At 56.0% G+C, this 13,023-nt stretch carries 11 protein-coding genes; 8 read left to right on the forward strand and 3 right to left on the reverse strand.

What is annotated here, in order from left to right:
• Positions 1–169: 169 nt before the first annotated feature.
• The 6 genes from mepS to yejF all read left to right on the forward strand — a co-directional run bounded on the left by mepS (position 170) and on the right by yejF (position 8,078).
• On the forward strand, positions 170–739 hold the full coding sequence (gene mepS / locus GNG29_RS15460) for a bifunctional murein DD-endopeptidase/murein LD-carboxypeptidase (RefSeq protein WP_103180364.1): 570 nt from the start codon (positions 170–172) through the stop codon (positions 737–739).
• Positions 740–920: 181 nt separating this feature from the next.
• The gene (locus GNG29_RS15465; RefSeq protein WP_156654918.1) at positions 921–2,477 is read left to right on the forward strand and encodes a cyclic di-GMP phosphodiesterase; all 1,557 of its coding nucleotides are present in this window, start codon (positions 921–923) and stop codon (positions 2,475–2,477) included.
• Between the two features lie 75 nt (positions 2,478–2,552).
• Complete coding sequence (locus tag GNG29_RS15470) at positions 2,553–4,358, forward strand: extracellular solute-binding protein (protein WP_103180367.1); 1,806 nt, start codon at positions 2,553–2,555, stop codon at positions 4,356–4,358.
• 9 nt (positions 4,359–4,367) lie between these two features.
• Entirely contained in the window at positions 4,368–5,462 is a 1,095-nt protein-coding gene (locus GNG29_RS15475) for a microcin C ABC transporter permease YejB (RefSeq protein ID WP_114314418.1), read from the forward strand.
• Positions 5,462–6,487, forward strand: coding sequence for an ABC transporter permease (locus GNG29_RS15480; protein ID WP_103180371.1), 1,026 nt, complete (start codon positions 5,462–5,464; stop codon positions 6,485–6,487). Before GNG29_RS15475 ends, GNG29_RS15480 begins: the two co-directional genes overlap by 1 nt.
• Position 6,488: 1 nt before the next feature.
• Complete coding sequence (gene yejF / locus GNG29_RS15485) at positions 6,489–8,078, forward strand: microcin C ABC transporter ATP-binding protein YejF (RefSeq protein ID WP_156654919.1); 1,590 nt, start codon at positions 6,489–6,491, stop codon at positions 8,076–8,078.
• 3 nt (positions 8,079–8,081) lie between these two features.
• Here yejF and GNG29_RS15490 read toward each other — a convergent pair whose 3' ends face one another.
• The 3 genes from GNG29_RS15490 to rsuA all read right to left on the reverse strand — a co-directional run bounded on the left by GNG29_RS15490 (position 8,082) and on the right by rsuA (position 10,678).
• Entirely contained in the window at positions 8,082–8,426 is a 345-nt protein-coding gene (locus GNG29_RS15490) for a YejG family protein (protein WP_103180374.1), read from the reverse strand.
• A gap of 332 nt (positions 8,427–8,758) precedes the next feature.
• On the reverse strand, positions 8,759–9,955 hold the full coding sequence (locus GNG29_RS15495; RefSeq protein WP_156654921.1) for a Bcr/CflA family multidrug efflux MFS transporter: 1,197 nt from the start codon (positions 9,953–9,955) through the stop codon (positions 8,759–8,761).
• Between the two features lie 15 nt (positions 9,956–9,970).
• Positions 9,971–10,678: a 16S rRNA pseudouridine(516) synthase RsuA gene (gene rsuA / locus GNG29_RS15500; RefSeq protein ID WP_156654922.1), complete on the reverse strand. Its 708-nt coding sequence runs from the start codon at positions 10,676–10,678 to the stop codon at positions 9,971–9,973.
• A 151-nt stretch (positions 10,679–10,829) separates the two neighbouring features.
• Here rsuA and GNG29_RS15505 point away from each other — a divergent pair, with 151 nt between their 5' ends.
• Together GNG29_RS15505 and rplY are read left to right on the forward strand one after the other, a co-directional pair.
• On the forward strand, positions 10,830–12,590 hold the full coding sequence (locus GNG29_RS15505) for a DEAD/DEAH box helicase (RefSeq protein WP_103180380.1): 1,761 nt from the start codon (positions 10,830–10,832) through the stop codon (positions 12,588–12,590).
• A gap of 125 nt (positions 12,591–12,715) precedes the next feature.
• On the forward strand, positions 12,716–13,000 hold the full coding sequence (gene rplY / locus GNG29_RS15510; RefSeq protein ID WP_103180382.1) for a 50S ribosomal protein L25: 285 nt from the start codon (positions 12,716–12,718) through the stop codon (positions 12,998–13,000).
• Positions 13,001–13,023: the final 23 nt, after the last annotated feature.

Genomic DNA, 13,023 nt, shown 5'->3' on the forward strand with positions numbered 1-13,023 from the left:
CGTTTTACCTCAGCGCCACAATTATTATCGTTGTAAATAAATTTGTGCGATTCGCCACAGATTTGACCATAAAGAATTGTCTGATAGTGCGCAGGTATTTAGTCTCGTCTCGCTTGGCATTTTTTATAACGATATTTGTCGTTAAGGACTTCAAGGGAAAATAAACAACATGGTCAAATCTCAACCGATCTTGAGATACTTCTCACGGGTAATCCCGGCGATTGCAGTCGCGGTTCTGCTTTCAGCTTGTAGCGCATCGAACACCGCAAAGAATATGCATCCTGAGACGCGTGTTGTGGGGTCAGAAGACGCCTCTTCACTGCAAGCTTCTCAGGATGAATTTGAAAAAATGGTCAGCAATCTGGATATCAAATCCCGATTAATGGACCAGTATGCCAGCTGGAAGGGCGTGCGCTATCGCCTGGGCGGCGAAACACGTAAAGGCATTGATTGTTCCGGTTTCGTACAGCGTACCTTCCGCGAACAGTTTGGTTTAGAACTTCCGCGTTCAACCTATGAACAACAGGAAATGGGCAAATCGATTTCACGTAACAGCTTACGTACCGGCGATTTAGTTCTGTTCCGTGCGGGTTCAACCGGCCGTCATGTCGGCATCTATATTGGTAACGACCAGTTTGTCCACGCGTCCACCAGCAGTGGTGTGACGATCTCCAGTATGAACGAGCCATACTGGAAAAAGCGCTATAATGAAGCGCGTCGTGTACTGACTCGCAGTTAACCGCCTGTGCTGTCCGTTTCCCTTGACTGACAGCATGGAAAAAAGCACTGCTATGGCAGTGCTTTTTTTTTATCGCAGGACGCGATAATTCTGGACGGCTCGTTCCAGGTTATAGTTTTATCGTTGCGTGAGTTTAGCCGTCATGATAATGCGGGCGGCAAATCAGGATTCCATAACGTTTATGTTTACCCGCCATTTATCTTCCCGCCGAAAGGTGCTGATGCTCAGCGTACTTTCAGCTCTTATCGTCGCCCTGCTCTGCGGCGGTATGCAGTTTTTTTTCAGTTACCATAAACGTGCAGTGAAATACGATAACCTGATTAAAGACCTCCATGACTACATCGAAAGTTATTTTAAAGAGCTGCGCGTTTCTGTTGATGAATTACAGCCACTGACGCTCAGCGAGTGCCAGGATGTACGATCTGAACTCACCTCCCGCGCGTCATTCAGCCTGAACGTCCGCGCCTTTCTGCTGGTGAAAGATAAAATGGCCTTCTGCTCATCAGCAACCGGGCCGATGCATGTCCCGCTCAGCGAACTGGTGCCGAAAATCGACGCAACTAAAGCGGTAGATATGGCCCTGCTGCCGGGTACGCCAATGATGCCGAAAAAACCGGCCATTGTGTTGTGGCATCGTAATCTGCTGATGAAAGATGGGGGGATATTTACCTCCATTAACCTCAACCTGACCCCTTATCTGCTCTACACCGCCCGCCAGGATGAGTTTGCCGGTATTTCTCTGATCATTGGCGATACGGTTTTTTCGACCTATTCAAACCGCATCACCCACGTTTCGGAGCTAAAAGAGCGCCCTGCGCGCTCAAGCAAAATCGAAGGACTGCCGCTCACCGTTAATCTCTACGCCGAAAGCTGGACGATGGAAGATCTGGTCTTTGCACTACTGTTTGGTCTGTTGTGCGGTTCCAGCATCGGGGTACTCTGCTTCTACTGGCTAATGATGCGCGCCAACCCGCGTAAAGAGATCCTGACCGGCATTAAGCAGAATCAGTTTCATGTGGTCTACCAGCCAGTGGTAGGTGCCAGCGATTTGCAGATGCGGGGCGTGGAGGTGTTGATGCGCTGGCAGCATCCCGGCGCGGGGGCGATCCCGCCGGATGCCTTTATTAACTTTGCAGAGGCCCAGCAACTGATTGTGCCGCTGACGCTGCACCTTTTCGATCTGATCCTGCGCGACGCACCGGCGTTAGCGAAACGGCTGCCGCCAGGCTCCAAGCTGGGCATTAACATTTCGCCAGGCCATCTGCACGCCGAGAGCTTTAAAGATGACATGCGCAAATTTGCCGCCTCGCTGCCGCCGGATCATTTCCAGATTGTGCTCGAAATTACCGAGCGCGACATGCTCAATCAACGGGAAGCGACAAAGCTGTTTGAGTGGCTGCATCTGGAAGGTTTTGAAATCGCCGTGGATGATTTTGGCACCGGACACAGCGCCCTGATCTACCTTGAGCGTTTTACTATGGACTACCTCAAAATCGACCGGGGTTTCGTGAATGCTATCGGGATGGAAACTGTCACCTCGCCGGTACTGGATGCGGTGCTGACCCTGGCGCGGCGGCTGAATATGGTGACCGTCGCCGAAGGTGTCGAAACCCCCGAGCAGGCGAAATGGCTGCGCGATCACGACGTCAATCTGCTGCAGGGCTACTGGATAAGCCGACCCCTGCCCCTGGAGCAATTCCTGAACTGGCAACCTGATATTCACCTTGATCGCGAATAATTGCCCAACCACCGCTACGTCACTTATTATTCAGGTATCTTGCCCGGGCCGAACAGAGAAGGAAAACGTAGCGTAATGATAGTGCGCATTGTGGTGCTGATGGTGGCGTTAATGAGCGGGTTCAGTCAGGCGCAAACCATTAAAGAGAGCGACGCCTTCGCGGTTATTGGCGAGCCAAAATATGCCATCAATTTCGATCACTACGATTACGTCAATTCTGCCGCGCCTAAAGGGGGCGCTGTGACCCTGGCGGCAATTGGCACCTTCGATAATTTCAACCGTTATGCGCTGCGCGGCGTGGCGGCAGAAAGAACCGACGCCCTCTACGACACCCTCTTTACCACCTCAGACGACGAGCCCGGCAGCTATTATCCGCTGGTGGCCGAGACCGCCCGCTATGCCGATGATTTCTCCTGGATGGAGCTGACAATCAACCCGCAGGCGCGGTTTCACGACGGTACGCCGGTCAAGGCCAGCGATGTTGCCTTCACCTTTCACAAATTTATGACCGAGGGCGTCCCCCAGTTCCGGCTGGTCTACAAAGGGGCGACGGTAACGGCCATCGCGCCGTTGACGGTGCGCATTACCCTTGCCAGCCCCAATAAAGAGGACATGCTGAGCCTGCTCACCCTGCCGGTAATGCCGGAAAAGTTCTGGAAAGATCATAAGCTCAGCGATCCGCTCTCCACCCCACCGCTGGCAGGCGGCCCGTATCGCATCACTCGCTGGCGGATGGGGCAATATGTGATTTATTCCCGGGTAAAAGATTACTGGGCGGCAAACCTGCCGGTAAACCGGGGCCGCTGGAATTTCGACACCCTGCGCTACGACTACTATCTGGATGACAACGTGGCCTTTGAAGCCTTTAAAGCGGGTGCCTTTGATATGCGGGTAGAGAGCAGCGCCAAAAACTGGGCCACCCGCTACACCGGGAAGAATTTTGACCGCCACTATATCGTAAAGGAGTCCTTTAAAAATGATTCCGCCCAGGATACGCGCTGGCTGGCGTTTAATATTCAGCGCCCGGTATTTACCGACCGCCGCGTGCGCCAGGCCATCACCCTCGCCTTCGATTTTGAGTGGATGAACAAAGCGCTCTTTTATGGCGCCTACAGCCGTGCCAACAGCTATTTCCAGAATACCGAGTATGCCGCGCAGGGCTACCCGGATGCCGCGGAGCTGACGCTCCTCGACCCATTAAAAGATGCAGTTCCCCCGGAAGTGTTTACGACTCTCTTTCAGCCCCCCGTCTCGAAAGGCGACGGCTTTGATCGTAACAATCTGCTGAAAGCCAGCCAGCTACTGGACGAGGCGGGCTGGGTCATCCGAAATAAACAGCGGGTCAATAAGCAAACCGGCAAACCGCTCAGTTTTGAACTGCTGCTGGCTTCCGGGGGCAACAATCAGTGGGTACTGCCGTTCCAGCACAACCTGGCGCGGCTGGGCATTACCATGAATATCCGCCAGGTGGATAATTCACAGATCACCAACCGGATGCGCAACCGCGATTACGATATGATGCCGCGCCTGTGGCGGGCCATGCCGTGGCCGAGCAGCGATCTGCAGATCTCCTGGGCCTCTCAGTACATTGATTCCACCTACAATTCACCGGGGGTGCAAAACCCGGCGGTGGATAAGTTGATTGCGCAGATCGTCGCCGCGCAGGGGGATAAAGCCAGACTGGTACCGCTTGGCCGGGCGCTGGATCGGGTTCTGACCTGGAACTATTACATGCTGCCCATGTGGTTTATGGGGGAAGACAGGGTCGCCCGCTGGGATAAGTTCGCCCTTCCCGCCCAGCGCCCGATTTATTCTCTCGGGTTTGATACCTGGTGGTATGACGTTAACAAAGCGGCGAAATTACCCGCCGAACGGCGTTAAGGATACGCAATGGGCGCATATTTACTTCGTCGTTTACTGCTGGTGATCCCCACTTTGTGGGCGATCATCACCATCAACTTTTTTATCGTGCAGATTGCTCCAGGCGGCCCGGTGGATCAGGCGATTGCCGCCATCGAGTTTGGTAACAGCGGGACGATGCCCGGCGGAGGCGATGCGGGCATGCGCGCCAGCCACGCCCGCACCGGGGTCGGCAATATCAATGAGAGCCACTATCGCGGCGGGCGCGGGCTCGATCCGGAGGTGATCGCCGAGATCACCCAGCGGTACGGCTTCGACAAACCGATCCATGAGCGCTACTTCAAAATGCTGGGCGACTATCTGCGCTTCGATTTTGGCGACAGCCTGTTTCGCAGCGCGTCGGTGCTGCATCTGATCAAAGAGAGCCTGCCGGTCTCCATTACCCTGGGGCTATGGGGAACGCTGATCATCTATCTGGTCTCCATTCCGTTAGGTATTCGTAAGGCGATGGATAATGGCAGCCGGTTCGACATCTGGAGCAGCACCTTCATTATTATTGGCTATGCCATTCCGGCATTCCTGTTTGCCGTCCTGCTGATCGTCTTTTTCGCCGGGGGTAGCTACTTCGATCTCTTCCCGCTGCGCGGGCTGGTCTCGACCGATTTCAGCAGCCTGCCGTGGTACAAAAAGATAACCGACTACCTGTGGCACATTACCCTGCCGGTGCTGGCGACGGTGATCGGCGGCTTTGCGGCCCTGACCATGCTGACCAAAAACGCCTTTCTCGATGAGATCCGCAAGCAGTACGTGGTCACCGCCCGCGCGAAGGGGGTGAGCGAGCGACGCATCCTGTGGAAACATATTTTTCGCAATGCCATGCTGCTGGTCATCGCCGGTTTCCCGGCCACCTTTATCAGCATGTTCTTTACCGGCTCCCTGTTAATTGAGGTGATGTTCTCCCTTAACGGCCTGGGTCTTCTGGGCTACGAGGCCACCGTCTCGCGGGATTACCCGGTGATGTTTGGCACGCTCTATATTTTCACCCTGATTGGCCTGCTGCTGAATATCCTCAGTGATATCTGCTATACGCTGGTCGATCCGCGTATTGATTTTGAGGGTCGCTGATGCTGCGCTTAAGCCCCGTCAACCAGGCCCGCTGGGCTCGCTTTCGTCACAACCGCCGCGGCTACTGGTCGCTATGGATTTTCGCCCTCTTTTTTGCGCTGAGCCTCTGTTCGGAGATCATTGCCAACGACAAACCGCTGCTGGTGCACTTTAACGATCGCTGGTACGTGCCGGTTTTCAAGAATTACAGCGAGAGCGACTTTGGCGGCCCCTTTGCCACCGAGGCGGATTATCAGGACCCGTGGCTACAGGCGCAATTGAATGAGCACGGCTGGGTGCTCTGGACGCCGGTCCGCTTTGGCGCCAACAGCATTAACTTTGCCACTACCACCCCGTTCCCGTCGCCACCCTCGGTACAAAACTGGCTGGGTACCGATGCCAACGGCGGCGATGTACTGGCGCGTATTCTGTACGGTACCCGCATTTCTATACTGTTTGGCCTGCTGCTGACCCTGTTTTCCAGCGTCATGGGAGTGCTGGCCGGGGCGATCCAGGGCTATTACGGCGGCAAGATTGATCTCTGGGGACAGCGGTTTATCGAAGTGTGGTCCGGCATGCCAACGCTGTTTTTAATTATTCTGCTCTCAAGCGTGGTGCAGCCTAACTTCTGGTGGCTACTGGCTATCACGGTGCTGTTTGGCTGGATGGCGCTGGTAGGCGTGGTGCGGGCGGAGTTTCTGCGCACCCGCAACTTCGACTACATTCGCGCCGCCCAGGCGCTGGGGGTAAGCGATCGCGGGATCATTTTCCGCCACATGTTGCCTAATGCGATGGTCGCCACCCTCACCTTCCTGCCGTTTATTCTGTGCAGCTCTATTACCACCCTCACCTCGCTCGATTTTCTCGGCTTCGGCCTGCCGCTGGGCTCGCCTTCTTTGGGGGAGTTGCTGTTGCAGGGCAAAAATAACCTCCAGGCACCGTGGCTTGGGATCACCGCCTTCCTCTCCGTTGCTGTGCTGCTCTCATTGCTGATTTTTATTGGCGAAGCGGTACGCGACGCCTTTGATCCAAATAAGGCGGTTTAAGATGACGCAGCCTTTACTTCACATCGACGCGCTCTCCGTTGCTTTTCGCCAGCAGGGCGAGCTACGCACCGTGGTGAATGATATCTCCCTGAAAATTGACGCCGGCGAGACGCTGGCGCTGGTCGGCGAGTCGGGTTCCGGAAAGAGCGTCACCGCCCTGTCGATCCTGCGTCTGCTCCCCGCCCCGCCGGTGGTCTATCCCCAGGGCGATATCCTGTTTCACGGCCAGTCCCTGCTCCATGCTGACGAGCGCACGCTGCGCGGGGTGCGCGGCAATAAGATCGCCATGATCTTTCAGGAGCCGATGGTGTCGCTGAATCCGCTCCATACTCTTGAAAAACAGCTCTACGAGGTGCTTTCCCTGCATCGCGGTATGCGTAAAGAGGCGGCTCGCGGAGAGATGCTGGATTGTCTCGAACGCACCGGGATCCGCAACGCCGCAAAACGGCTTGCCGATTACCCGCACCAGCTTTCGGGCGGTGAGCGCCAGCGGGTGATGATTGCCATGGCGCTGTTGACCCGTCCGGAACTGCTGATCGCCGATGAGCCCACCACCGCGCTGGATGTTACGGTGCAGGCGCAGATCCTGCAGCTATTACGCGAGCTGCGCGACGAGCTGAACATGAGCCTGCTGTTTATCACCCACAATCTCAGCATTGTGAAAAAGCTGGCCGACCAGGTGGCGGTGATGCAGAACGGTCGCTGCGTGGAGCAGAACCGCGCCGCGCCGCTGCTTGCCGCACCGCAGCATCCCTATACCCAACGCCTGCTCAACAGCGAGCCCGCAGGGGATCCCGTCCCGCTGCCGCAAGATGTTCAGCCGCTGCTGCGGGTCAAGGATCTCTCGGTGGCGTTTCCGCTACGTAAAGGCATCCTGCGCCGGGTGGTGGATAACAAGCAGGTGCTGAACAACGTCAGCTTTACCCTGCGCCCGGGTGAGACCCTGGGGCTGGTGGGTGAGTCTGGCTCCGGCAAGAGCACCACCGGGATGGCGCTGTTACGCCTGATCGCCTCGAAGGGGGAGATCCTGTTTGACGACAAACCCCTGCATGAGTGGGATCGCCGCCAGATGTTGCCCGTCCGCCACCGGATGCAGGTGGTTTTTCAGGATCCTAACTCTTCTCTTAACCCGCGCCTCAACGTGCAGCAGATCATTGAGGAGGGGCTGCGGGTACACCAGCCTGGCCTGAGCCTGCAGGCGCGTGAAGAGGAGGTCATTCGGGTAATGGGCGAAGTGGGGCTCGACCCGCAGACCCGGCATCGTTACCCCGCCGCCTTTTCCGGCGGCCAGCGCCAGCGGATCGCCATTGCCCGGGCGCTGATTTTGCGCCCGGAGTTGATAATTCTGGATGAGCCGACCTCATCCCTCGATAAAACCGTGCAGGCGCAAATCCTGGCGCTGCTAAAAGATTTACAGCGAAAACACCGTCTGGCCTATATTTTCATCAGCCACGATTTGCAGGTGGTACGTGCGCTATGTCACCAGGTGATTGTGTTACGTCAGGGAGAGGTGGTCGAGCAGGGAGACTGTCAGCGCGTGTTTGCCGCGCCGACGCAGGAGTATACGCGTCAGCTGTTAGCGTTACGCTGACGCTCAGAAAGGATTCTGGCCAGAAAAAGGCTCGGCGATAGCCACACCGACGTTTTTCAGGCGGCAGGTTGCTGCAAACTCATCCTGGCTTTTCACGAACAGGCACGGCTCGCCTTCGCACTCCAGCACCGAGCTGTAAAGCTCAATGTCCGTCAATGCCTGGCTCAGCTTTTCCATCAGCGGCCATGCGTTGCCCTCTTCCGGGCTCAGCAGTTTGAGCGCCACCAGACAATTATCAGGGGTTGTTCCACTTTGCGGAATCGGTTCAACCTTCGAGCCTGCAAAACCCGCCGACCAGCGATAGCTCTGCGGCAAGCGATGCACAATTGAGAGCTGTAATGTATTCACGTTTATTCCCCGGAAGCAAATTTACTTCACAATCTATTTACATTTATAGTAACACAACATTAACCGCCTGCTCTGTTTTTAATAAGAAAACGCTTACACCCACTATTCATGGGTGCAGGGGCCTTGTTTTTCAGGGCTTTCTGACGGTGTTTCAGGTTTATAGCGGCGCTATATGTACCCGTTTCTGTGATCTAACACAACCTTTTTAACTACAAAGATGTGACTATTTACACAAATAGATTTTACATAAAAGAAACAAACAAGAGGTCAAAGAACCGCCTTTTAATTGACCTGCATCAAAAAAGGGCCCCGACAGGGCCCTTTTTTGTGCATCATTTCACCAATTTCTTTGGCCGGCTGGCATAAAGGCAGAAAAGAATCGAGCCGGTGGCGCACAGCGCGATTGACCAGAGCATCGGCCAGGCGCTGTTAAACGTCGCCAGTGAAAGCAACGCGCCGACAATGGCGCCGATACCAAAGCGGAAGGTCCCCGCCAGTGAAGAGGCGGTACCGGCCATATGCGGGAACTCGTCGAGGATGACCGCCATAGCGTTGGACGAGACCATCGATATACAGCCAACAAAGGCCGCAATACCGATTACCAGCGCCCAGAATCCGATATCAAAGTAAGCGGTTACCACCATCCACACCGCCATCACAAACTGGATCCACAGCCCGATACGGAACATATTCAGCGCCCCTACCCGGCGCACGAAGCGGCTGTTGATCATCGTCAGCACGAAGATGAATACCACGTTCAGCGCGAAATAGTAGCCAAATTGCTGCGGTGAGACATGGTTAAGCTCAATGTAGACAAACGGCCCGGCGCTGAGGAATGAGAACATCCCGGCAAAGCTGAAACCGCTGGCCAGCATGTAGCTCAGCACGCGCTTATGGCGAAACAGCGAGGCAAAGTTGCCAAGCGTGGTGCGAATATGAAACTTCTGCCGGTGTTGTGCAGGCAGGGTCTCTTTAATAAAGAAGAAGATCATTGCCGAGGCCAGCAGGGCCGCCAGCGCCAGGATCCAGAAAATAGCGTGCCAGCTAAACCAGACCAGCACCGCTCCCCCGACCATCGGCGCCACCAGCGGCGCGACGGTGGTCACCAGCATGACGAATGACATCATGCGGGAGAACTCCTCCTTCGGGTAGATATCGCGCATCAGGGCATTGATGACCACGCTTGCTGCCGCAGCCGCCAGGCCGTGGAAGAAACGCATCACAATAAGGTAATCGACAGATTGCGCCATCGCGCAGGCCATCGCCGCGCCGGCGAATACCAGCGTACCGCCCAGCACCACCGGTTTGCGCCCCAGGCTGTCGGCCATTGGCCCGTAAAGCAGCTGACCGAGGGCAAAACCGAGAATATAGCTGCTGAGAGTCATCTGTACGCTGCCTGCCGGCACGCCAAACTGCTCGGCGATCACCGGCAGTGCGGGCAGATACATGTCGATGGACAGCGGCATCAGCATGGCCAGCAGGCCAAGAATAAAAACAATGCTGAACGACGAGTGTGGCCTGGTGGTCACAATTAACTCCTGAAATTAGCGTGAAGAGAGGCCAACGCTGGCAATTTCTTCTTCCGTCAACGGGCGGTATTCGCCTGGCTCAAGGTCCGGGTCGAGAGCGATAGCCCCGATCCGTTCGCGATGCAGACCGACCACGTGATTTCCCACGGCGGCAAACATGCGCTTCACCTGATGATAGCGCCCTTCACTGATGGTCAGACGCACTTCGGTTGGGGTAATAACTTCCAGCACGGCGGGTTTGGTCAGATCTTTTTCATTATGCAGCTGGACGCCGTGGGCGAACTGCTCTGCCGTACTGTCGCTCACCGGATTTTCCAGCGTCACCCGGTAGGTCTTTTCGCAATGGTGGCGCGGTGAGGTGATGCGGTGTGACCACTGACCGTCGTCGGTCATCAGCACCAGGCCGGTGGTGTCGATATCCAGACGCCCGGCAGCATGCAGTTTGTGAGCGACCGGCTCATCGAGAAAATAGAGCACGGTGGGATGGTCGGGGTCTTCGGTGGAGCAGACATAGCCTTGCGGTTTATTGAGCATGAAGTAGCGCGGGCCGTTCTGCTGGGTCAGCGAGTTGCCTTCATACTCCACCTGATGCTCAGGCTGGAGTTTAAACGCGCTGTCTCGCACAATGTCGCCATCCACGGTAACGTGGCTGCCGCGGATCAGACGCCCGGCAATAGCGCGGCTTACGCCGAGTTGCTGAGCGATAAACTTATCAAGTCGCATGAAATATTTTAAACCTTACAGGTGCCAGGAGCCGGACAATGCGTCCGGAAAAGAAGCAGTCAGGAACAGTCCAGTATAACGGGCTCTGTGCGCCACTCAAGGGAAAAAGTTTCGTGGCATAATATGAGCGAGATAACCAAACCGAGACCCCATGACCTTTACACTTCGCCCCTACCAGCAGGAAGCCGTGGACGCTACCCTCGCCCACTTTCGTCAGCATAAAGAACCGGCGGCCATTGTCCTGCCCACCGGCGCGGGCAAAAGTCTGGTGATCGCCGAGCTGGCGCGCCTGGCCCGGGGCCGCGTGCTGGTGCTGGCGCACGTCAAAGAGCTGGTGGCGCAGAACCATGCCAAATATCTGGCGCTGGGTCTGGAGGCTGATATTTTTGCCGCCGGCCTACAGCGTAAAGAGAGCCACGGTAAAGTGGTCTTTGGCAGCGTGCAGTCGGTGGCGCGCAATCTGGATAAATTCCAGAGCGAGTTCTCCCTGCTGATTGTCGATGAGTGCCACCGTATCAGCGATGATGACGATAGCCAGTATCAGCAGATCCTGACCCATTTGAAAAATGTTAATCCGCAGATCCGCCTGCTGGGGCTTACCGCCACCCCGTTCCGCCTCGGTAAGGGCTGGATTTATCGCTTTCATTACCACGGCATGGTGCGCGGCAATGAAAAGGCGCTCTTCCGCGACTGCATTTACGAGCTGCCGCTGCGCTACATGATCAAACATGGCTACCTGACGCCACCGGAACGGCTGGATATGCCGGTGGTGCAGTATGATTTCAGCCGGTTGCAGGTGCAGAGTAACGGCCTCTTCAGCGAGGCGGATCTTAACCGCGAGCTGAAAAAACAGGATCGTATTACCCCGCATATCATCAGCCAGATCATGGAGTTTGCCGCCACGCGTAAAGGGGTGATGATTTTTGCCGCCACCGTGGAGCACGCCCGGGAGATCACCGGCCTGCTCCCCGCCAGCGAGGCCCGGCTTATCACCGGCGAAACGCCAGGCAGCGAGCGCGATCGGCTGATTGAGGCGTTTAAGGCGCAGCAGTTCCGCTATCTGGTCAATGTGTCAGTGCTTACTACCGGCTTTGATGCCCCGCACGTGGATCTGATTGCCATTCTGCGCCCGACCGAATCCGTCAGCCTTTACCAGCAGATTGTTGGCCGCGGCCTGCGCTTAGCCCCCGGGAAAACCGACTGCCTGATCCTGGATTATGCCGGGAACCCGCACGACCTGTATGCCCCGGAGGTGGGTACGCCAAAAGGCAAAAGTGACAACGTGCCGGTACAGGTGTTTTGCCCCGCCTGCGGCTTTGCCAATACCTTCTGGGGTAAAACCACCGCCGACGGCACGCTAATCGAACACTTTGGCCGTCGCTGCCAGGGCTGGTTTGAAGATGACGAGGGCCATCGCGAACAGTGTGACTATCGCTTCCGCTTTAAAAACTGCCCCCAGTGCAACGCCGAGAACGATATCGCCGCCCGCCGCTGCCGCACCTGCGATGCGGTGCTGGTCGATCCCGACGATATGCTGAAAGCGGCCCTGAAGCTGAAGGACGCCCTGGTGCTCCGCTGCAGTGGGATGGCGCTGGCACACGGTGCCGATGACAAAGGCGAATGGCTCAAAATCACCTACTACGATGAAGATGGCGCCGATGTAAGTGAGCGCTTCCGTCTGCACACACCCGCCCAACGCACCGCCTTTGAACAGCTGTTTATCCGCCCGCATACCCGCACGCCGGGCGTGCCGCTGCGCTGGATCACCGCGGCGGATATCGTTCATCAACAGCCGCTGCTGCGCCACCCCGATTTTGTGGTGGCGCGGAAAAAAGGGCAGTTCTGGCAGGTGCGAGAAAAAGTGTTTGATTATGAGGGCCGCTTCCGCCGTGCCAATGAATTGCGGGGATAGCGGGACTTTTCATTGATGTGAAAGCCATTTGAGTATAAAATGCCGCCCGCTTCACATCCGTGAGGCAGAACACTCACCTGTTGCTGGGTCGCCTGTAGCAGGATTTTTTATACAGAGAGAAATCAATGTTCACTATCAATGCAGAAGTACGTAAAGAGCAGGGTAAGGGTGCGAGCCGCCGCCTGCGCGCAGCTAACAAATTCCCGGCCATCATCTATGGCGGCGAAGCTGCTCCTGTCGCAATCGAACTGGACCACGACAAAGTGTGGAACATGCAGAACAACGCTGAATTCTACAGCGAAGTGCTGACTCTGGTTGTTGACGGTAAAGAAGAGAAAGTTAAAGCTCAGGCAGTACAGCGTCACGCTTTCAAGCCAAAACTGACTCACATCGACTTCGTTCGCGCGTAATCGCAAACTTGTCGAAAAAAAAC

It is taken from the genome of Leclercia sp. Colony189 (assembly GCF_009740165.1).
Classification (GTDB): Bacteria; Pseudomonadota; Gammaproteobacteria; order Enterobacterales; family Enterobacteriaceae; genus Enterobacter.

What these genes read in the sequence shown, in the direction of transcription:
- GNG29_RS15475 (WP_114314418.1), top strand. Translation starts at nt 4,368, where the DNA reads ATGGGCGCATATTTACTTCGTCGTTTACTGCTGGTGATCCCCACTTTG.
- mepS (WP_103180364.1), top strand. Translation starts at nt 170, where the DNA reads ATGGTCAAATCTCAACCGATCTTGAGATACTTCTCACGGGTAATCCCG.
- rplY (WP_103180382.1), top strand. Translation starts at nt 12,716, where the DNA reads ATGTTCACTATCAATGCAGAAGTACGTAAAGAGCAGGGTAAGGGTGCG.
- GNG29_RS15465 (WP_156654918.1), top strand. Translation starts at nt 921, where the DNA reads ATGTTTACCCGCCATTTATCTTCCCGCCGAAAGGTGCTGATGCTCAGC.
- yejF (WP_156654919.1), top strand. Translation starts at nt 6,489, where the DNA reads ATGACGCAGCCTTTACTTCACATCGACGCGCTCTCCGTTGCTTTTCGC.
- GNG29_RS15505 (WP_103180380.1), top strand. Translation starts at nt 10,830, where the DNA reads ATGACCTTTACACTTCGCCCCTACCAGCAGGAAGCCGTGGACGCTACC.
- GNG29_RS15470 (WP_103180367.1), top strand. Translation starts at nt 2,553, where the DNA reads ATGATAGTGCGCATTGTGGTGCTGATGGTGGCGTTAATGAGCGGGTTC.
- GNG29_RS15480 (WP_103180371.1), top strand. Translation starts at nt 5,462, where the DNA reads ATGCTGCGCTTAAGCCCCGTCAACCAGGCCCGCTGGGCTCGCTTTCGT.
- rsuA (WP_156654922.1), bottom strand. Translation starts at nt 10,678, where the DNA reads ATGCGACTTGATAAGTTTATCGCTCAGCAACTCGGCGTAAGCCGCGCT.